At 70.7% G+C, this 19,562-nt stretch carries 21 protein-coding genes; 10 read left to right on the forward strand and 11 right to left on the reverse strand.

What is annotated here, in order from left to right:
* Positions 1 to 65 precede the first annotated feature (65 nt).
* Positions 66 to 683 (forward strand): TetR/AcrR family transcriptional regulator, encoded by a 618-nt coding sequence (locus ACF1GV_RS18630; RefSeq protein WP_391681864.1) that lies wholly within the window; start codon positions 66 to 68, stop codon positions 681 to 683.
* On the opposite strand, the gene ACF1GV_RS18635 is transcribed toward ACF1GV_RS18630, so the two are convergent.
* Entirely contained in the window at positions 684 to 1,157 is a 474-nt protein-coding gene (locus tag ACF1GV_RS18635; protein WP_391681867.1) for a hypothetical protein, read from the reverse strand.
* A gap of 184 nt (positions 1,158 to 1,341) precedes the next feature.
* Between ACF1GV_RS18635 and ACF1GV_RS18640 the strand changes: the two genes are divergently transcribed.
* Positions 1,342 to 1,722, forward strand: a complete 381-nt coding sequence (locus ACF1GV_RS18640; protein WP_391681870.1) for a luciferase family protein — start codon at positions 1,342 to 1,344, stop codon at positions 1,720 to 1,722.
* Here ACF1GV_RS18640 and ACF1GV_RS18645 read toward each other — a convergent pair.
* Positions 1,622 to 2,323, reverse strand: coding sequence for a DUF664 domain-containing protein (locus ACF1GV_RS18645; protein ID WP_391681872.1), 702 nt, complete (start codon positions 2,321 to 2,323; stop codon positions 1,622 to 1,624). The two genes, ACF1GV_RS18640 and ACF1GV_RS18645, sit on opposite strands and share 101 nt — an antisense overlap.
* On the opposite strand from ACF1GV_RS18645, the gene ACF1GV_RS18650 reads away from it, so the two are divergent.
* From ACF1GV_RS18650 to ACF1GV_RS18665, 4 genes are all read left to right on the forward strand, one after another.
* Positions 2,247 to 2,435 (forward strand): hypothetical protein, encoded by a 189-nt coding sequence (locus ACF1GV_RS18650; RefSeq protein WP_363266074.1) that lies wholly within the window; start codon positions 2,247 to 2,249, stop codon positions 2,433 to 2,435. The two genes, ACF1GV_RS18645 and ACF1GV_RS18650, sit on opposite strands and share 77 nt — an antisense overlap.
* A gap of 104 nt (positions 2,436 to 2,539) precedes the next feature.
* Positions 2,540 to 4,867 (forward strand): SpoIIE family protein phosphatase, encoded by a 2,328-nt coding sequence (locus ACF1GV_RS18655; RefSeq protein ID WP_391681875.1) that lies wholly within the window; start codon positions 2,540 to 2,542, stop codon positions 4,865 to 4,867.
* A gap of 93 nt (positions 4,868 to 4,960) precedes the next feature.
* Complete coding sequence (locus ACF1GV_RS18660; protein WP_391681878.1) at positions 4,961 to 6,406, forward strand: glyceraldehyde-3-phosphate dehydrogenase; 1,446 nt, start codon at positions 4,961 to 4,963, stop codon at positions 6,404 to 6,406.
* 169 nt (positions 6,407 to 6,575) lie between these two features.
* Entirely contained in the window at positions 6,576 to 7,880 is a 1,305-nt protein-coding gene (locus tag ACF1GV_RS18665) for a M20 family metallopeptidase (protein WP_391681880.1), read from the forward strand.
* Between the two features lie 20 nt (positions 7,881 to 7,900).
* On the opposite strand, the gene ACF1GV_RS18670 is transcribed toward ACF1GV_RS18665, so the two are convergent.
* Positions 7,901 to 8,314 (reverse strand): VOC family protein, encoded by a 414-nt coding sequence (locus tag ACF1GV_RS18670; RefSeq protein WP_391681882.1) that lies wholly within the window; start codon positions 8,312 to 8,314, stop codon positions 7,901 to 7,903.
* 83 nt (positions 8,315 to 8,397) lie between these two features.
* Positions 8,398 to 9,315, reverse strand: coding sequence for an arylamine N-acetyltransferase (locus ACF1GV_RS18675; RefSeq protein ID WP_391681885.1), 918 nt, complete (start codon positions 9,313 to 9,315; stop codon positions 8,398 to 8,400).
* Positions 9,316 to 9,539: 224 nt separating this feature from the next.
* On the opposite strand from ACF1GV_RS18675, the gene ACF1GV_RS18680 reads away from it, so the two are divergent.
* Positions 9,540 to 9,974, forward strand: a complete 435-nt coding sequence (locus ACF1GV_RS18680) for a hypothetical protein (RefSeq protein WP_391681887.1) — start codon at positions 9,540 to 9,542, stop codon at positions 9,972 to 9,974.
* Positions 9,975 to 10,045: 71 nt separating this feature from the next.
* Here the strand turns inward: ACF1GV_RS18680 and ACF1GV_RS18685 are convergent, their stop codons facing one another.
* The 3 genes from ACF1GV_RS18685 to ACF1GV_RS18695 are packed head-to-tail and all read right to left on the reverse strand — an operon-like array spanning position 10,046 to position 11,853.
* Positions 10,046 to 10,498, reverse strand: a complete 453-nt coding sequence (locus tag ACF1GV_RS18685; RefSeq protein ID WP_391681890.1) for an RpiB/LacA/LacB family sugar-phosphate isomerase — start codon at positions 10,496 to 10,498, stop codon at positions 10,046 to 10,048.
* A gap of 54 nt (positions 10,499 to 10,552) precedes the next feature.
* Positions 10,553 to 11,488: a M48 family metalloprotease gene (locus ACF1GV_RS18690; RefSeq protein WP_391681892.1), complete on the reverse strand. Its 936-nt coding sequence runs from the start codon at positions 11,486 to 11,488 to the stop codon at positions 10,553 to 10,555.
* Positions 11,485 to 11,853 (reverse strand): BlaI/MecI/CopY family transcriptional regulator, encoded by a 369-nt coding sequence (locus ACF1GV_RS18695; RefSeq protein ID WP_391681895.1) that lies wholly within the window; start codon positions 11,851 to 11,853, stop codon positions 11,485 to 11,487. Before ACF1GV_RS18695 ends, ACF1GV_RS18690 begins: the two co-directional genes overlap by 4 nt.
* 107 nt (positions 11,854 to 11,960) lie before the next feature.
* Here ACF1GV_RS18695 and ACF1GV_RS18700 point away from each other — a divergent pair, with 107 nt between their 5' ends.
* Genes ACF1GV_RS18700 through ACF1GV_RS18710 form a run of 3 tightly spaced genes read left to right on the forward strand, consistent with a single transcriptional unit; the run spans position 11,961 to position 14,004 of the window.
* Entirely contained in the window at positions 11,961 to 12,629 is a 669-nt protein-coding gene (locus ACF1GV_RS18700) for a DedA family protein (protein WP_391681898.1), read from the forward strand.
* Positions 12,626 to 13,234 carry a phosphatase PAP2 family protein gene (locus tag ACF1GV_RS18705; protein ID WP_391681901.1) on the forward strand — a complete coding sequence of 203 codons (609 nt, stop codon included), beginning with the start codon at positions 12,626 to 12,628 and terminating at the stop codon, positions 13,232 to 13,234. The genes ACF1GV_RS18700 and ACF1GV_RS18705 overlap by 4 nt, the downstream gene beginning before the upstream one ends.
* Positions 13,231 to 14,004 carry a phosphatase PAP2 family protein gene (locus ACF1GV_RS18710; RefSeq protein WP_391681903.1) on the forward strand — a complete coding sequence of 258 codons (774 nt, stop codon included), beginning with the start codon at positions 13,231 to 13,233 and terminating at the stop codon, positions 14,002 to 14,004. The genes ACF1GV_RS18705 and ACF1GV_RS18710 overlap by 4 nt, the downstream gene beginning before the upstream one ends.
* Before the next feature lie 103 nt (positions 14,005 to 14,107).
* Here ACF1GV_RS18710 and ACF1GV_RS18715 read toward each other — a convergent pair whose 3' ends face one another.
* The 4 genes from ACF1GV_RS18715 to ACF1GV_RS18730 form a co-directional block, all read right to left on the reverse strand.
* Entirely contained in the window at positions 14,108 to 15,946 is a 1,839-nt protein-coding gene (locus ACF1GV_RS18715; RefSeq protein ID WP_391681906.1) for a glycoside hydrolase family 15 protein, read from the reverse strand.
* Positions 15,947 to 16,044: 98 nt separating this feature from the next.
* Entirely contained in the window at positions 16,045 to 17,700 is a 1,656-nt protein-coding gene (locus ACF1GV_RS18720) for an alpha-keto acid decarboxylase family protein (RefSeq protein WP_391681908.1), read from the reverse strand.
* Between the two features lie 19 nt (positions 17,701 to 17,719).
* Positions 17,720 to 18,511, reverse strand: coding sequence for an MBL fold metallo-hydrolase (locus tag ACF1GV_RS18725; protein WP_391681911.1), 792 nt, complete (start codon positions 18,509 to 18,511; stop codon positions 17,720 to 17,722).
* Positions 18,512 to 18,566: 55 nt separating this feature from the next.
* Positions 18,567 to 19,562 carry a sugar phosphate isomerase/epimerase family protein gene (locus tag ACF1GV_RS18730; protein ID WP_391681913.1) on the reverse strand — a complete coding sequence of 332 codons (996 nt, stop codon included), beginning with the start codon at positions 19,560 to 19,562 and terminating at the stop codon, positions 18,567 to 18,569.

Raw genomic sequence — 19,562 nt, forward strand, 5'->3', positions numbered from 1 at the left:
TCGGTTTGCGCAATGTAACCTCCCCTTCAGACGACTGGGAAGACCCTGAGGGGGAAGATCGAGACATGGGACGGCCGCGCACACCCCTGCTGGACCGGGAGCGCATCACCACCACGGCGCTGGAACTCGTGGACGAGCAGGGCGAGTTCAGCGTCCCGCAGATCGCGCGGCGGCTCGGGGTGCAGACCGGCTCGGTCTACCACCATGTGGACGGCCGCGACGGCATCGTGGAGCTGCTGCGCGAGCGGGTGGCACAGGTCATCGAGATCGCCACGCTCGAGGTCCGTCCCTGGGACGCGGCGCTGGCGGCCTGGGCGCGCTCCTACCGGGCCGCGTTCGCGGCGCACCCGAGGGCGATCCCGCTGCTGATGACGAATCCGGTGCGGGCACCGCGGGTGCTGGAGCAGTACGAGCGGGCCGTCACCTTGCTGCTCGACGCGGGCTTCCCGACGCCGGAGGTGATGCCCGTGCTGGTCGCGCTGGAGAACGTGGTCCTGGGCTCCGCGCTGGACCTCGCCGCACCCGAGGCGATGTGGGAACTCGGCGACGCCTCGGTCACCCCGCGGCTGGCCGAGGCCCTGGACGCGGCCGGCCCGCACCGGGCCGACCGCGCCTTCGAACTGGCCCTGGAGGCCTTCCTGGCCCACGCCAGGCGCAGGCTTCAGGAGTGCCGGCAGGACTGATCAGCGGCAGACGTTGCCGTGCCGGACGTCCAGGACGACGCGCCCCGGGGAGTGGAGCGTGTAGGTGCGGTAGTGGGGGTCGCTGTGGAAGGCGGCGCCGAAGGAGACCACTCCTTCGAAGTCACCGGTCAGGGCCAGCCCCCGGAGCTGGGACAGACGGATGGTGGTCAGACGCGGCCCCCGGTACACGGACTGCCCGGCCGCGTTGTGCGCGGCGGCGGGCGACAACCTGATGGAGAGGAAGTGGCGTCCGGCAAGCGGTACCCGCTTGCCCGACGCGTCGTAGCGCAGTTGCCTGACCGGCGTCACGGTGACCTTGGGTACGGCGCCCCGGACGTCGATCACGAGCCGGTCGTAGGTGCAGTGACCGGCCCAGCGGGCGTTGGTGACCAGCGCCGTGCTGGGCACCGACCCGGCCTGCGGAGCGGCGGAGGCCGTGGCGCCGGCCACGGAGAGACCGATCAGTGCGGCCACGACAGTTGCCGCACGGCGAGGATGATGAAGCATGACGCCCCCCGCTTTCTTCTGGGTGAGGGGACGGAAGTGTCATCAACAAGGACATTCCAGTCGGCCGTACGGTTGCACTCCTCAGGATGCGGTTCGGTTACGTATTGCTCACCCCTTGGTGGCCGGGCCGTAAGCACACCATGATGAGCGCATGACGTTGGCCCTGCGAGCCATGGACCGGCTGGCGAACTGGGCGGATCTCGACGAGACCGCCCCGAGCTGCGGCAACGGACGCGCTCTGCGTTCCGCCCAGGCCGAGATCGCCCACTTCCACACCGCCCGTGATGTGGACCTGCATCTGACCACCTGGGCCATACGGCGCTTCGAACAGGACCTCGGCAGCGCGACCGCGGTGCGGCTGGTCCCGGGGGCGCAGTGGGTGACGGTGCGCCTGGAGGTCGACACGGACATCGACCTGCTGATGACCCTGGTCAGCCTGGCCCTGCGCGCCCATCAGCGGGGCCCGGTCCAGCACGGCACACCGCCACCGCGCTGCACGGCCCACCCCGGCGTCCCGGCCCAGCGCCGCTAGGTCCTGTCGTTCGGATCAGGCCGGCCATGAGGTGCGGCACCTCTGGGTCGACCCGAGCGGGGCCTGGTGCGTACAGCTGCAAGGCGGAGGAGGGAGTCGACGCGAAGCGTCGGTAGATCTCGTTGCTTCGGGCGCACTGGGCCTCGTTCTGCGCGAGCAGTTGCTTCAGCGGGACGCCGTCGGTGCGCCAGTCGGCGTCCTCGTCCGTGTCGTCAAAGGACGGGTTCTGCGTCTTGTCGCCGCCGAGGAACAGCACCTCCAGCCAGGTGTGCTCGACCCACCGCATATGGCTGATGAGCGCGGCCATCGTCATCGCCGGCGAGGTCGGGACGACGGAGCGGTGCGCGTCCGTCTCGCTCGGGCCAGTGCACTTCCATCTCAGGATCTGCCGTGCCCTGACTGTCGTCTGATTTTCAGCTGCGCCCCGAGACCGGCTCACCCGACTGGCCGCCACAGGGAGCCAGCCCTGTGCCGTCGTGCTCGGATGGAGACGTCCCTCCCCATTCCGAACCGAGGTAGCTGAGATGCACGAGATGTGGTGCGGCGCAGACACCCGGGGTGAACCGGTGTGGCACGTCCTGACGACCGACAAGACCTCCACGCTGTGCGGAATGAAGAAACGCGAGGAGAGACTCCAGGACCCCGACGACACCGACAGGCACTGCTTCCACTGCATGAAGACCTTCCAGGAGGCCGTGCAGGCGACGATGTGACCGTCGGCGCCGGAGACGGCGGGGGTGCCCCCGCCGGAGACGGTGTGACCGACGGCGCCGGCGAGCGCTGGGCCGGGCGGCCCCATCCGGCGTACCGTCCGACTATGGGCGGCAAGCGCTCCGTACGCCGCAACGAGCGGCCGCGCCCCCCGGCGGGGGGCACCCTGCCCGCGGGCGCCGGCACGCCGGAGCACGCCCTGGACGCGGCCCTGGCCGACACGGTGCGCCGCACCGGCGCTTCCATCGGCGGGCTCTATCTGATCGTCCGGCGCGAGCAGACGGACGCCATGCCCGAAGCGGCGGGCGCCTGGCGCGAGGCGGCGGAAGGCCGCGACGAGAGCGGTGCGCAGGGCGGTGCGGAGGGCGGCGGTGCAGAGGGTCGTGCGGAGGACCGCGCGGCGAGCCGCCCGGAGAACCGGCCGGAGCACCGGCCGCCGATGTTGCGCCTGGTGGCTCTGTGCGGGCTGCCCGAGGAGTTCACCACCCCCTGGCAGCGCCTGCCGCTGGACGCTCCCGTCCCGGTCGTGGACGCGATCCACGGCGACCGGCTGATGTGGGTCGGCAGCCAGGACGACATGGTCCGCCGCTACCCGCGGGCCGCCGCCGTGCTGCCGTACCCCTTCGCGCTCGCCGCGATGCCCGTGCGCGGCGCGGACCGCTGCTGGGGCGGCATCGTGCTGATGTGGCCGGCGGACCACCCCCGCCGCACCACCACCCGCGAACGCGCCCGGATCATCTCCGGCGCCCGCCGCCTGGCGCAGCTGCTCGACGACGCGCCCACCGCGCCGTCGCTGCCCGAGCGGCCGCGCAGTGTCCCCGTCGACGCGGCACACCACCCGCGGCAGACGGGCCTGGCCGCGGCGGACTACGTGGAGCGGCTGCCGTGGGGAGCCCTGTCACTCGACCTGGAGGGCCGTATCACCTTCCTCTCCCGCACGGCAGCCCGGCTGATCGGCCGCGGTGCCGACCGGCTGCTGGGCACCCGGCCCTGGGAGTCGCTGCCCTGGCTGGACGCTCCGGTCTACGAGGACCACTACCGCACCGCCGTCGTCAGCCGTGCCCCGGTGTACTTCACCGCGGTGCGCCCGCCCGGCGAGGCGCTGGCCTTCGAGCTGTACCCGGACGCCAGCGGCATCAGCGTGCGCGTCACCCCGCAGAGCGGGCCGCTGCCGGACGGGGCACCCGCGGCACCGGCCCGGCGTCCGGGCCTCGCCCCCACGGGCCGCCTGTACCAGCTGGTCCATCTGGCGGCCGCGCTCGGCGAGACGGTGGGCGTGCGGGATCTGGTCGCACTGATCGCCGGGCAGATCCTGCCCGCCTTCGGCGCCCAGGGGCTGGTGCTGTCGGCGGCCGACGCGGGCCGGCTGCGGATCACCGGTCACCACGGCTACCCGCCGGACGTCGTCGAGCGGCTCGACGCACTGCCGGTGGACACCGAACTCACCCCGGCCGGCCAGGTCCTCGCGAGCGGCGCGCCGGCGTTCCTCTCCTCCCCCTCCGAGCTGGCGGCCGGCTATCCGCGCGCGCCGCGCATCAGCGGGAAGCAGGCGTGGGCCTTCCTGCCGCTGACCGTCGCCGGACGGCCGGTCGGCTGCTGCATCCTGTCGTACGACAAGCCGCACTCCTTCACCGCCGACGAGCGGGCCGTGCTGACCTCGCTGGCGGGTCTGATCGCGCAGGCCCTGGAGCGGGCCCGCCTCTACGACGCCAAGCAGCTCCTCGTGCAGGAGCTCCAGCGTTCCCTGCTGCCGCGCACCCTGCCGACCCTGCCGGGCCTGGCGGTGGCCGCCCGGTATCTGCCGGCCGGCCACGGCGTGGAGATCGGCGGCGACTTCTACGACGTGCTGCGGCTGGACTCGCGTACGGCGGCAGCGGTGATCGGGGACGTCGAGGGCCACAGTGTCGCCGCGGCCGCCCTGATGGGCCAGGTCCGCACCGCCATCCACGCGCACGCGACCTCCGGAGCGGCCCCGGACCAGGTACTGGCCAACACCAACCGGCTGCTCACCGACCTGGACTCCGAGCTGCTCGTCTCCTGCCTCTACGTCCATCTCGACCTGGACCGGCACCTCATCACCCTGGCCAGCGCCGGTCATGTCGCCCCGCTGCTGTGCGCCGGGCCGGGGCAGGCCGGGCCGGTCGAGGTGGAGCCCGGTCCCCTGCTCGGCGTGGACACCCGGGCCCGCTATCCGACCACCTCGCTGCCGCTGCCGCCGGGCGCGGTCCTGGCCCTGTACACCGACGGTCTCGTGGAGGTCCCCGGCGCGGACGCCTCGCAGGTCACGGCGGACCTCGTGGCGCACCTCGCCGACGCGGACCACGGTGATCTGCAGGGGCTGCTCGACGGCCTCGTGGACCGTGCGTGGCCCACGGGCCGCTACAGCGACGACATCACCGTCCTGCTGCTGCGGGCGGGCCCGGTGGCACGGTGAGCGCGGTCACGTGACGGTGCAGGGGACCACCTGGCGGAGCCATCGGACGGTGCGGTTAGCATATGAGCGCCACCTAGCTCGAAAGTTGGACCCGTGACTGTCAACGACGACTCGTTCACCAACTGGAACCACCGCGAGGAGATCGCGGAGTCGATGATCCCGATCATCGGGAAGCTGCACCGCGAGCGGGACGTGACGGTCCTGCTGCACAGCCGTTCCTTGGTGAACAAGTCGGTGGTCAGCATCCTCAAGACCCACCGATTCGCCCGTCAGATCGCCGGTGAGGAGCTCTCGGTCACCGAGACGATGCCCTTCCTGCAGGCACTCACCACCCTCGACCTCGGCCCGTCCCAGATCGACATCGGCATGCTCGCCGCGACGTACAAGAGCGACGACCGGGGCCTGAGCATCGAGCAGTTCACCGCCGACGCCGTGGCCGGTGCCGCCGGTGCGAACAAGATCGAGCGCCGCGAGGGTCGCGACGTCGTCCTCTACGGCTTCGGCCGCATCGGCCGCCTCGTCGCCCGCCTGCTGATCGAGAAGGCCGGCTCCGGCAACGGCCTGCGGCTGCGCGCGATCGTGGTGCGCGGCGGCGGCGCCCAGGACATCGTCAAGCGTGCCTCGCTGCTGCGCCGCGACTCCATCCACGGCCAGTTCCAGGGCACCATCACCGTGGACGAGGAGAACAGCACGATCCTCGCCAACGGCAACGAGATCAAGGTCATCTACGCCAACGACCCGAGCGAGCTCGACTACACGGCGTACGGCATCAAGAACGCGATCCTCATCGACAACACCGGCAAGTGGCGGGACCGCGAGGGCCTCTCGCAGCACCTGCGTCCGGGCATCGACAAGGTCGTGCTGACCGCCCCCGGCAAGGGCGACGTGCCGAACATCGTGCACGGAGTGAACCACGACACGATCAAGCCCGACGAGCAGATCCTGTCCTGCGCCTCCTGCACCACCAACGCCATCGTGCCGCCGCTGAAGGCGATGGACGACGAGTACGGCGTGCAGCGCGGCCACGTGGAGACCGTGCACTCGTTCACCAACGACCAGAACCTGCTGGACAACTACCACAAGTCCGAGCGCCGTGGCCGTTCCGCGCCGCTGAACATGGTCATCACCGAGACCGGTGCCGCCTCGGCCGTCGCCAAGGCGCTGCCGGACCTCAAGGCGCGGATCACCGGAAGCTCGATCCGGGTGCCCGTGCCGGACGTCTCGATCGCGATCCTCAACCTGCAGCTGGCCCGCGAGACCACCCGCGAGGAGGTCCTCGACTACCTGCGGGACGTGTCGCTGACCTCGCCGCTGCGCCGCCAGATCGACTTCATCAGCGCGCCCGACGCGGTCTCCAGCGACTTCATCGGCTCGCGGCACGCGTCGATCGTGGACGCCGGCGCCACCAAGGTCGAGGGCGACAACGCGATCCTCTACCTGTGGTACGACAACGAGTTCGGCTACTCCTGCCAGGTCATCCGGGTCGTGCAGCACGTCTCCGGCGTCGAGTACCCGACGTATCCGGCTCCGGCGGTCTGACCCCCGCCCTGACGGCAGCGACGAGGCCGGCGCCCTGTTCCGGGGCGCCGGCCTCCGGCGTGGGTGGGGTCTGTCCAGGTGCGGTCGGTCCGGGTGGGACGGGCCTACCGTGGAGACGGGCCGCGCCGCGCGGCCGGGAGGGGCGGCGGGAGCGAGCGGGAGGCACGCCATGAACGGCGGCGGGATCACCGGCGGGGGCGGGTTGCGCGGGGAGCTCGACCGGCTGGCTGCCACGGTGGCCGGGGAGGTCGTCGCGTGGCGGCACCGGCTGCACCGACATCCGGAGCTGTCCAACCGTGAGCGCGCCACCGCGGACCTGGTCGCCGGTCATCTGCGCTCGCTCCGGCTGGCCGAGGTGCGCACCGGCATCGCCGGCCATGGAGTGGTCGGCGTGCTGCGCGGCGGGCGGCCCGGGGAGCGGACGATCGCGTTGCGCGCGGACATGGACGCGCTGCCGGTGCCCGACCGGTGCGGCACCGACTTCGCCTCGCGAGAGGTCGACGAGGACTACCCGGGCGGCCCGTTCCCCGTCTCGCACGCCTGCGGGCACGACTGCCACACCGCCATGCTCATGGGGGCCGCCACGGTGCTCGCCGGAGTGCGCGAGCAGCTGTCCGGGACCGTGCTGTTCGTCTTCCAGCCGGCCGAGGAGGGGCCGCCGGTCGAGGAACCGGGCGGGGCGCGGGAGATGGTGGCCCGGGGTGCGTTCGACGACCCCGTGCCGACCATGGCGTTCGGGATGCATGTCACTCCGTACCCGAAGGGCTTCGTGGGCTACCGGCTGGGAAATCAGTACGGCGCCTCGTGTCTGGTCAGGATCGTGGTCAACGGGGAGCAGGTGCACGGCTCCACGCCGTGGCAGGGCATCGACCCGATGCCGGCCGCCGGTGCCGTGCTGACCGGGATCGGCCAGCTCTACCGCCGGATCGACGCCTTTCACCCGGTGACGGTGACCATCGGGCATGTGGAGGACGTCGGCCGGTTCAACATCATCGGCGAGCGGGTCACGCTGTGGGGCACGATCCGCTGCGCCGTCGCCGGCGACCTCGAGAAGGTGCGGCAGCAGCTGGCCACACTGGCCGGTCACACCGCGCGGGCGTACGGCTGCACGGCCGCCGTGGAATACCTCCAGGACGTGCCGCCGGTACACCACACCCGGCAGTGGATCGAGGCAGCGCTGCCCGCACTGCGCCGGGTCGTCGGCGAGGAGCGGGTGGTGCAGACCTCCGCCACCCTCGCCTACGACGACGTCTCCGAGCTGGTCAACCGCTTCGGCGGCCTGTACGTCATGCTGGGCGTCCAGGACGCCGAACTCGACGAGGACGGGCGCCCCGTGCCGACCCCGGGCGGCCGGGGTCTGGTGCCGAACCACCATCCGCGCTTCTACGCCGACGACGACACCCTCGTCACCGGGGTCCGGCTGCACGCCCATGTGGCCCACGACCATCTGGCCGGGCAGCCGCCCGTGGACTGACGGGCATGCCGCTCGGCGGCTCAGCCCTGCGGCTGGGTGATGTTCACCATCCAGGGCACGCCGAACCGGTCGGTGCACATGCCGAACACATCGCCCCACATCTGCTTCTCCAGGGGCACCGACACCGACGCGTCGGCGGACAGCTTCTCCCAGTAGCCGCGCAGCTCGCTCTCGTCGTCGCCGCTGATGCTCACGGAGTAGTTGTTGCCCGCCGTGCGCTGCATCTCGGGCGGGGTGTCCGCGCCCATCAGCGTGAAGCCTGCGGGCGTCTCCAGCATGCCGTGCATGATCTTGTCCGCCTGTGCGGCGTCCGGGTGCCCGAACTCGCCGAAGGTGTTCACTGTGAGGGTGCCGCCGAAGACGTCCTTGTAGAACTCCAGCGCTTGGCGGGCGTCGCCGTCGAAGCTGAGGTAGGGGTTGAGACGCGAGGTCATGAGAACCTCCCCGAATCGGGCGAATGGTCAGGTGTCCGCAGACTAGTTCCGGGCACTGACAACGGCCCGCCGGGGCGGAGCGATCATGATCGGGTGAGCAGGGGCAGGCCGCCGGGGACCGCGATGCCGAACTCCTCGTCCAGGACCCGGCGGACCTCGCGCTCGTCCGTCAGCTCGCGCTCGGTGACCGTGCCGTCCGCGCTGGTGGTGGTCAGCAGCCGGTCGTCGAGGGACAGATGGCCGCCGTCGGCGGTGAGCCGCTGCGCGTGGAGCCTGCGGCTGAACGGCGAGCGCGGGTTGGTCGCGATGTGCCAGTTGATGACCTCGAAGTCGGGGTGCTCGAAGGGCTCGACGGTGAAGGCGTACTGCGCCTCCCAGCCGTTCTCGGCTCCGTCCGCGGCCTCGGTGCGCTCGGCGATCTCGGTGTGCTGCCGACCCGCGGCCTGCTCGGTGACGTCGGCCTTTCCCGGCCGGTGGGCTTCGAGCACCCACATCGGCAGCGGCCCGCGATGCGGTGCCTGGACCAGTCGGTGCCGGCGTCCCGCGTCGCGGAACTCGGTGCCGGCCGTGAGCGGCACGGCCTCCAGCAGCGCCCCGAGCGCGCCGAACCCGACGTCTGCGAGGTACGGCTGCGGATCGTCCGGGGCCTCGGCGAGCAGCGCCATGTGCGTGCGGGGGCGGCTGTGCAGCCGGTCGGCGCCCACCACGACCCGGGCGGCCAGCCGGGTCACCCGGAAACCGAGCGCCTCCAGGGCGTGGGCGAACAGGGTGTTGTGCTCGTAGCAGTAGCCGCCGCGCCGGCTGCGCAGCAGCTTGGCGGTGAGGTCGGCGATGCCGAGGGAGGGCGCGGTGCCGCGGAGGGCGTCCAGGTTCTCGAACGGGATGGACCGCAGGTGCGCCAGGTGTACGCCCCGCAGAGTCACGGCGTCGGGGCGGCGCTCCCCTTGCCATCCGATGTGCTGGAGGTAGCTGTCGAGGTCGAACCGGGCGGTCTCAGGCATACCCTCACCCTAAGGATCACCCCCCGCTCCCGTCACCGGTCCCTGGTCCGGCGTCCGGCTGCGACCTTCGCCCTGGTCCCCTCTCGCGAGACCCGGCCTGGCGAGACCCGCTGTACGGCGCGTCGGGCCCATCGGTCACACTCGTAGGCCGAGATGCGTGTACGCACCACCGGGGTACCGAGAGGTGCGTGCGCCTGTGCGTTGCGACCCTTCGGAGACCTCATATGAACGCAGTACCTGCCGCGGTGGCGGGCGCCGCTGTCTTCACCTGGCTGGGCATGGTGCTGGCCATCTCGTTCCTGGAGGCTCCGCTGAAGTTCCGCGCGCCGGGCGTGACGGTGGCGCTGGGCCTCGCCATCGGCCGTCTGGTCTTCCGCGCGCTGAACCTCGTCGAGGCCGTCCTGGCCGTCGCCGTCGTGGTGGCCGTCGCCATGGGGTCGTCCAGCGCGGCGATCGTCACGCTCACCGCGGTCGCGGTGGCGCTGCTGGTGGTGCAGCTGGCGGCGGTCCGCCCGGTGCTCAACCGGCGCAGCGACCGGATCCTCGCCGGTGAGGAGGCGCCCCGCTCGCGCGCCCACTTCGCCTACATCACCCTCGAACTGCTGAAGGTGATCGCCCTGGTCGCCCTGGGTGTGACGGCCCTGGCCACGACCGCCTGAGGTCATACGCCGGCACGGGGTGGCTGTGGTCGTCCGTCAGGCGTCCCGCGCGGCGCCGCTGCCGTCGTCCGTCACACGACCCGCGCGGCGTCCAGGCGGCCGACGCGTGCCACGTTCTCGCGGTCCTCGGGGTCGTCGGCGGCCTCGGCCGCGAACCAGGCGTCGAGGATCTCCTTCAGCAGCGGTTCGGACGTCAGGCGCAGGCTGAGGGCGAGCACGTTGGCGTCGTTCCAGCGGCGGGCGCCGTCCGCGGTGTAGGCGTCGGTGCACAGGGCTGCCCGGACGCCGGGCACCTTGTTGGCGGCGATCGAGGCGCCGGTGCCGGTCCAGCAGCAGACGACGGCCTGCTCGGCCCGCCCCTCGGCGACCTCCCGGACGGCCGCCTCGGAGCACGCCGCCCACTGCGGGTCGTCGCCGGGCCGCAGCGCCCCGTACGCCGCCACCTCGTGGCCGCGCCGGCCCAGCTCGGCGACCAGGGCGCGTGCCACGGGTTCGTCCATGTCCGAGGAAACGGAGATCCGCATGGATCAGAGCCTACAGCGGGGCGCGCGCTGCCCGGCCCGCCGGCGAGGCGGGATTCAGTGGCCGGCCGCGTCGCCCTGGGCGATCTCGATGTCCTGGTGGACGCTGATCGCGCCGGTCGCCGCCGTGGTGCAGGACAGCAACGCGCAGGCGGCCAGGAGGGCGGTGACCCAGGAGGCACCGCGCGGCGCCCGCGCGGCGGGCGACAGGAGGGCGGCCACACGGCGGGGTACGGGCCCGGAGGTGGCCGCGGGGGTCATCGCGGGCCGGGAGGTGTCCGCCGTGTGCGTGGCGAGGGCGGCGCGGGCGATGGCGCGCGCGATGAGGCGGCGGTCGCCGACGGCGGTGGCGGCGGCCTCGTCGGCGGCCCGCTCGGCCGCCAGCCGGATGGCCTCGCGGACCGGACGCAGAGCGGGGTGGCAGTGGGCGGCCAGCTCGGCCGCCGCCAGGAAGTAGTGGTGGCCACCGGCGTTGTGGGCGCGCTCGTGCGCGAAGAGGGCCTCGCGTTCGCGCGCGTCGAGGCTGCGCAGCATCGCGGTGGTGACGACGATGCGGTGCGGGCGGCCGGGCAGGGCGTACGCGTCGGGGCGCGGGGAGTCGACGACGCACAGGTCGCCCGCCGGGGGCCGGCGTCCGGCTTCGCACCGCGCGGTGCGCAGACCGGCGGCCTGCCGCAGCACCGTGCGGACCAGGGCGAGCGCGGCGAGGGTGAGCAGGCCGGTGGCGAGCGCGGCCAGGGGCAGGACGAGGCGGGCTGAGGGCGTGTGCAGCGGGTGCACCAGCTCGCCCAGAGCGGCGAAGGCCGGGATGGCGAGCAGGCCGGTCAGCGCGAGGGTGCCGAGCGCCGCGACGGTACCGGCCGCGAGCAGCAGCGCCGAGACGGTCAGGGTCCACAGCGCGGGCACGGGCGCGCAGCGGTCGAGGATCCTGCGAGCCGGCGCGGGTGCCGCCCAGGGCAGGAACAGGGGGATCAGCAGCAGGGCGATCCTCATGGACTGTCCTCCAGCAGCCGGCGCAGGAGCTGCTCGTCGTCCGGGCTGAGCTGGGCGACGAAGCGGGCCAGGACCGTCTCCCGGTCGCTGCCGCGGTCGAGTTCGCTGTGCATGCGCAGGGCGGTCAGGCCGTGCGGGTCCTGCACGGGGCGATAGGCGTAGCCACGGCCCTGCCGCTCCCGTATCAGGGTCCCCTTCTCGTGCAGCCGGGAAAGGATCGTCGTCACGGTCGTCCGGGCCAGGCCTGAGGCGAGTTCGGCCTGCACCTCGGCCGGGGTCAGCGGTGTGTCCGCCGCCCACAGGGCGGCCATCACGGCGGCCTCCAGCTCTCCCGCCGGCCGGCGTTCGTCCTTTTCGGCGCTCATGGAACGATCCTCACCCCGCGATCGTCTACAGTGTCGTAGACCGTCTACGTGATTGTAGACGGTCGGGTGCCGTGCATCCGGTGGCCCGCCCAGAAAGGACTCATGCGATGACCACACCCGTGGCTCTATCGTCGCAGCTCGCGGTGAATCCACTCGACGCCCGGTCACTGCTGGCCGCTTTCGGCGTCCTCGGCGTCGGCGTCGTGATGTTCGCCGAGACGGGACTGCTGATCGGCTTCTTCCTGCCGGGCGACTCCCTGCTGTTCACGGCGGGCCTGCTGTGCACCGGCACGGAGCAGCACGGCATCCGGCTGTCCCTCGGGCCACTGCTGGCCGCCGCGGCGCTGGGCGCACTGGCCGGTGCCCAGTGCGGCTATCTGATCGGGCGCCGCGCGGGTGGCACCCTGCTCGCCCGCAGCCGCTCGGCGCGGCTGCACGAGGGCGCGCGCAGAGCCGAGGAGTTGCTCACCCGCTACGGGCACGCGAAGGCGATCGTGCTGGCGAGATTCGTCCCGGTGGTGCGCACGGTGCTCAATCCGCTCGCGGGTGCGCTCGGGGTGCCCGCCCGGGTGTTCACCCTCTGGCAGATGGCCGGTGGCCTGGTGTGGAGCGTCGGCCTGACCCTCGCGGGATACGCGCTGGGCTCCTCCGTCCCGGACGTGGACCGCTATCTGCTGCCGCTGGTCGCACTGATCGTGGCGGTGTCGCTAATCCCGCTCGCCCTCGAGCTGCGCCGCGGCCGCAGGCGCGCCAAGGCCGAGGAGGTCCGCGGATGAACCTCGCGTTCGGTGGAGCGTCGATCGACGGCTCCGCGTACCGGGAGGTGGTGGACCTCGCGCAGCACTCACCGGGCTGGCTGGACACCACGATCAGGGTGTGGTCGGCGTACGGGCTGGTGGTGTTCGCCGTGCTGATGGTGCTCGTCTGGTGGCGGGCCCGGCGTGCCGGGGCCGCGACGGCGGTGACGGCGCTGGCCGTGCCGGTGGTCGTGGTCCTGGCGTACGGGGTGAACGACGTGCTGAAGATGTTCGTGCACGAGGACCGGCCCTGTCAGACCCTTCAGGTGCGCACCCTGGAGGCGTGCCCGGCGCACGGGGACTGGTCCTTCCCCAGCAACCACGCGGCGATCGCCGCCGCGGCCGCCGTGGCGCTGTGGCTCGTCTCACGGCGGCTGGGAGCGCTCGCCTGTCTGGCGGCGGTCGCGATGGCCGCGTCGCGCGTGTGGGTCGGCGTGCACTATCCGCACGACGTGCTGGCCGGGCTGGTCGTCGGCGGGCTCGTCGCGCTCGCGTCGATCCTGCTGCTGCGGCGCCGGTCGGAGGCGCTGGCCCGGCGGCTGACGGCGGCTGCCCCGCTGCGGCTGCTCCTGTCGGCCTCATGAGCGGCGAGGACGGCGGCCCGACGGCCAAGGAGCGCAGCGGGCGGCGCCGGGACGTCGCCGACCTCGCCGGGAGCGCGGGCATCGGCGCGTGGGCGGCGTTCACCGTCCTGGCGCTGGTCGTCGTCGGCCGGGCCGGTGCGCCGCTCTGGCTCGACGACAGGTTCCACATATGGTCCGTCGGTCACCGCCCGCAGGAGGCCGTGGCGCTCGCCCGGGGTGTGACCGCCACCGGCACCGGAGTCGTTCCGTACCTCCTCACCGCGCTGGCCGGCGTGGTGGCGGGACGCACACCGCGGACCCGGCTGCTCGCCGCCGCCATCGGCCTGGCCTGCCTGGCCGCGGGTCAGCTGGCGCGCCACGGGGTGATGGAGCTGGTCCATCGCTCCCGCCCACCCGTGGCGGGCTGGGCGGCACACGCGACCGGCTGGGCGTTCCCCTCCGGGCACACCACGACGGCCGCCCTGACCGCCGGGGTGCTCACGGTGGCGCTCACCCTGCGCGCCCCGCGCGGAGGCACCGTGCTGCGGTTCGCCGCGTGCGGCTGGGCGCTGCTCGTCGGCCTGACCCGGGTCTACCTCGGCGTGCACTGGTTCACGGACGTCCTCGGCGGCTGGCTGTTCACCGCCGGGTGGCTGGGGCTGTGCCTGTGCGCGGCCGCCCGTCTGCTGCCCGCGTCGTTCCTCACCGACCCGACCGCTCCGGCGGAACAACCGAGGCAGCACCCCGCACCCGGGGGTCGCGGACACCGCGGAGGGTCGGGCACCGGCTGACGTCGGGCGGCCGAGCCGGACGCGGGGCGCCGGCGCCTCAGGGGTCGCGGGGTGGGAGGACCGGGCGGGTCACCGTCGTCGGACGGGTGGAACCGGACCCGGGCTATCGTCCGTCGAGCGCCTTGTCGAGGGTGAGGGTCGCGTCGATGAGGGCCAGATGCGTGAACGCCTGCGGGAAATTGCCCAGTTGCCGGCCCGTCGGGTCGATCTCCTCCGAGTACAGGCCCAGATGGTTGGCGTACCCCATCATCTTCTCGAACACCAGCCGTGCCTTGTCCGTCCGTCCCGCACGGGCCAGGGCGTCGACGTACATGAACGTGCACAGCGAGAAGGTGCCCTCCGCGCCGCGCAGGCCGTCGGGCGAGGCCTCAGGGTTGTAGCGGTAGACGAGGCTGTCGCTGACCAGTTCCCGCTCGATGGCGTCCAGGGTCGACGCCCATCTCGGATCCTCGGGGCTGACGAACCCGACCGTCGCCATGCGCAGCAGCGAGGAGTCCAGTACGTCACTGCCGTAGTGCTGCACGAACGCCTGCCGTTCCTCGCTCCACCCCTTGGCCATGACCTGTTCGTAGACGGCGTCCCGCTCGGTCTGCCATCGCCCGGCCGCCGACGGCCAGCCCTTCGACTGGGCGAGGCGCAGCGCCCGGTCGAACGCCACCCACGACATGACCCGGCCGTAGGTGAAGTCCTGGGGCCCGCTGCGGGTCTCCCAGATCCCCTCCTCCGTCTGGTCCCAGTGGTTGGCCAGCCAGTCCAGGTTCTCCCGCATCGAGGTCCATCCCTCGTACCCGACCTGGAACCCGTGCTGGTGCGCGAAGTACATGCTGTCCAGCGCCTCGCCGTAGATGTCCAGCTGCAGCTGCGTCGCGGCGCCGTTGCCGATCCGTACCGGCCTGGAGCCCGCATAGCCCTCCCAGTGGCCGAGGATCTGCTCGTCCAGGTCGGACGAGCCGTCGACCCTGTACATGATGTTGAGCGGGCCGGTTGTCCCGCCGCTGCCGGCCCGCTCCTTGACCCGGTCGCTCAGCCAGGCGATGAAGGCCCGGGCCTCCTCCGTGAAGCCCAGCCCCAGCAGGGCGTACACGGAGAAGGAGGCGTCGCGGATCCAGGTGAAGCGGTAGTCCCAGTTGCGTTCGCCGCCCAGTTGCTCCGGCAGGGCCGTCGTCGGGGCGGCCACCACGGCCCCGCTGGGGGCGAAGGTCATCAGCTTCAGCGTGATCGCGGAACGCTCCACCATCTCGCGCCAGCGTCCGGTGTAGCGCGACTGCGCCAGCCAGGAACGCCAGAACGCAGCGGTCTCCTCGAAGAGCTGTTGGTATGCGTCCAGGCGGACCTCGGCGGGTGGCCCCCCGGCGCCCATCTCCAGAACCAGCCCGCGCTGCTGACCGGCCTGCAGCGTCAGCGACAGGTGCAGGTCGGCGCCCTGGTCCGTGAGAACGTCGATGAGCCGCTCGTCCTCCGGTTCACGGATGGGGTGCACGGTGAGTTCCGTGCCGTCCTCCGCGGCGAAGACCGCTCCGTGCTCGGTGATGTGCAACTCGTGCTTGCTGCGCCCGTAGTCGAACCGCGGGGCGATCTCCACCTGGAACGTCATGCTGCCGCGCACACAGCGGACCAGACGCACCAGCCGGTGGCGCGAGGTGACCGTCGTCCCGGTCACGGGCATGAAGTCGACCACCTCACCGGCGCCCGCCTCGGTCATGAACCGGGTCACCAGGACCGCCGTGTCGGGCAGGTACAACTGCTTGGTCGCATCGGTCCGGTGCGCCGGCCGTACCGTGCAGTGCCCGCCCTTCTCCTTGTCCAGGAGCGCCCCGAAGACACTCGGCGAGTCGAACCGCGGGGAGCAGAACCAGTCGACCGCGCCCTCGGTGGTCACCAGCGCCGCGGTCTGCAGATCGCCGATGAGACCGTGGTTCTCGATCAGTGGGTAGCCGTCCATCGGGGCGCCCCTTTCGGTGCTTTCGGTGTGTGAGATTCGCCCGGACGCCCGGGACAACGCTCAACTGACCGGAATTGTTCTTTTCCTTGCCAGTTCTCTTAATCGGTCTTCCAGTTCGCATTGTCCGGGATCGTTTTGTCAGGCACGCGTACCTGGATGAGGGACGGGCCGCCGGAGTTCTCCAGTGCACCCGTCACGGCGTCCCTCAGCTCTTTGTACGTGCCGACTTCCCACCCCCGGCAACCGAAGACATCCGCCAGCGTGCTGTAATTCCACCGGTGCAGCTCGCACGGCTTGTAGAACGGCTCGTCGGAGTGGAAAACCCCGGCATCGGCGAGCCACTGCTCCACGGCGTAGACGCCGTTGTCGATGACGAAGATGACCGGATCGAGCCCGAACCGGGTCTGCGTGGCGAGGCATTGGGCGGTCATCTGGAAGCCGCCGTCGCCCGAGAAGACCAATACCTTCTGGTCGGGATCCTTCGCCAGGCAGATACCCGTCGCAGCCGCCCCGCTGTAACCTATCGCCGAGTAGGACGACTGAACGATGAACCCGCCCGGGCCCGGCACATCGAGGAGCAGGCTCCCGAAGTAGTTCATGCTCGCATCGGCACTGACGACGGTGTCCCTGTCGATGTACTGCTGGATGTAGTTGTAGAAACCCTGGTACGTGATGACATCGGCCTCGCCCACGGTCGGCACGCTGTGCGCCGGCATTTCCGGCAGTTTCCGCTCCTTGGGCGCGATCTTCTCCGCCAGGATGCCGTCCACCAGGTGCTCCAACGCGACCTGCCCGCCGAAGTACGTTCCGAACTTGACCGCGTCGAACGACGCGAATGCGGTCTTGTCGTAGTCCGGGTCCCAGCCCAGCGAGTTGATGTCGGTCAGCCACACGCCGAGGGCCAGTATGAAGTCGGCGGAGTCGGCCAGGTCCGTCACGGCCGTCGAGGATGCCTGGCCGTCGAGCACGCCGACGAACAGCTCGTCGTCCTCGGAAAGGACGGCCTTGCTGAGGAGTTCCGTGACGAACGGGACGTTCAGTTGCTGGATCAGGCTCATGGCCTTGTCCTGGAGCCCGAGCCGGTCGATCTCCACACCGAGCCAGATGAGCGGTTTCTCGGCGCTTTCGAGCCGTGCGCAGATCCGTGCGACCGACTGTTCCAGGCTGGTCGGGTCCGACAGGCTCCGGGCTCGCTGCAGAACACCCCTCGGCGGCTCGCACTCCAGGTCGACCATGTCCTGGAGCAACTCGATGTAGATCGGGCGCCGTTCACTGATGCACCGGGTGAGCGCATAATCGATCAGCGTGGGCGCGAGGTCCGGATTGTCGATCCGTATGGCGGCGACGGTCAGGTGCTCGAAGGACTGAAGGTCCGTCTCGCGTCCGCTGATGAAGTGGTGCGCGCTGAAGCCGGTCTGCTCGAAGGTGATGGTCTTCTTGACGCTCGGCGTGCCGTTGATCAGCACGAGCGGCACCTTCTCGACATAGGCGCCGGCGACAGCGTTCACGGCACACAGTGCGCCTGCGGAATAAGTGACACAGAGGGCGCCGATTCCCTTCAGCCTCGCGTATCCGTCCGCCGCGTAACCGGCGTTCACCTCGTTGACTTCCTCGACGATCTGGATGCCGTTCGGCGTGACGTACCGGTTCAACCACTGTATGGAGTAGTCACCCGCGATGGCGAACAGGTGCTCCAGCCCGAGTTGGCGGAGCCGGTCCACCAGATACTGTCCTACAGTGCAGCTCTCGTTCATGGTCGACGCACCTCCGTGGTCAGTAGTCGCTCGCGCCGCCGAACAGCCGGGGCAGGTAGATGTCGAAGATCCCCGGGCACTTGCGTTCCGGATACCGCTGCAGCATGAAGTTCTTGAAGGCCTCGCCTGTCAGCCCGTTGCCGATTGCCTGCCGGGCGGCGGCAAGGTACTCGATGTTGCGAGCGACTTCGTTCTTGTCGGCCGGCAAACCGTGGCCCGGCATGAACAACTCGTAGTCAGACACCAGCATTTCCTGCAGTACCCGAGTCCAGTGGTCCATGTGTGTCGTCAGGTACAGATGAGTGCCGCTGTAGATCAGGTCCTGGGCGAAGTACACACCTGTCTCGGGAAGCCTGATGGTGAGGATGTAATCGATCTCGGTATCGGTCACCCGATCGAAGACATATCTGACCCCGTCGATCGTCTCTTCACCGGGACTGGCGACCTGCTTGGGAACGACTATGCGGTCCGGGGCGAGGTCACCGAGTTTCCCGTGGTCGCTTATCGAGTCTTCCCCGTGCTCGCGCACGAAGGTCATGGTTTCGGACAGCGCGTAGACCGGAATGTCGGTGAACGCGGTCCCGAGACCGAACCAGTGGTCGGGGTGCCGGTGAGAGAGGTACAGCCTCTCGATCGGCTTGCCGAGGCTGTCCGCGTAGTCCCTGAACGCTCTCGCATAGGGGGCGAGGAACTGCCCGTCGACGAGGACCAGCTGGTTCCTGGTTTCGATGATGTGCGTGGCGTTCGCTATGTTGCTGTACGCGAAGGACGCGACGAAGGTGTGCACACGGACATCGCCCGTCTGCTTCACGACCATGATGATGGGATCCGACGTCTGAGCCGGCATGTCGAGGCCTCTTTCGGGTTTATGTGGTCTGCTCGCGCAGTTCCTCCAGCGCAGCCCTCGCGACGTCGTAGGCGCTGTCCCTGCCGGGCACCGGGTCGTCCTCGCCGGGGCGCCAGAAGCGCCGGCGCGCCATGCGCATGGAGCTGTCGAACGGCGGGATCGCGTTGAACACTTCGACCAGGTACGGGCCGCGGTACACCGGCTCGATCTCCTTGGAGATGATGTGCCACGGGATCCAGCTGTCCTTCACCGCGCCCCGGTCGGGTGCGGATATGTGGACGTAGTAGAGCCGGTCCTGCCGTGTCGCTCGCGCGACGTTCTCCTTCAGGACCGAAGGGCCCTGGCTCTCCATCACGACCTGGGCGGTGTCGATCGTTACGCCGCCCTGCGGGTGTTCGAGGCCTTCGAGGAAGTCCAGTACCTCCGAGACCATGTTGGGTGGCGGCGTCTCCCAGCTCTTGACGGGCTCGACGGCGAGCCTCACCTCTCGCGCCGCGGCGTACTCCAGCAACTCCTCGAAGACGGAACGCGCCGCGTCGTAGCGCGGCTTCATCCAGTCCTGCAGGGCGTCGCTCCAGATCGGCTCATCGGTGTCCGTGACCGGAAAGACCCCGTAGGGGTAGATGAACGGCCCGGACATGATCGAGTCGCCGCCCAGGACCTGTGTGATGTCGACGCGTGACTTGAGGTAGGACAGGGCCTGCGCGCGCTGCTCCTCGTAGGGCGACGTCGGGTCGAAGGTCCGTGTGGTCCCGACGTTGGTGGTGAACTTCACCTCCCCCAGCCCTGCCTGGTCGAACGCCTTCTTGAGGCCGATGTAGCGGTCGACCTCGAGTTTGTGGTCGACGGTCGTGGGCTGGGCGGCGATATGCACGTCGAAGCCGTCGTACCCCATCTCGGTCAGGGCGTTCAGGTGATCGATCAGGGTCCGGGTGTACCGTCCGTCCTCTGGCCGCAGATCGGCCGTGAACATGAAGAAGCTGAAGAAGACGTCTCGTCCGAGTGTCGTGTTCAT

The organism is Streptomyces sp. NPDC014006 (assembly GCF_043088925.1).
GTDB lineage: Bacteria > Actinomycetota > Actinomycetes > Streptomycetales > Streptomycetaceae > Streptomyces.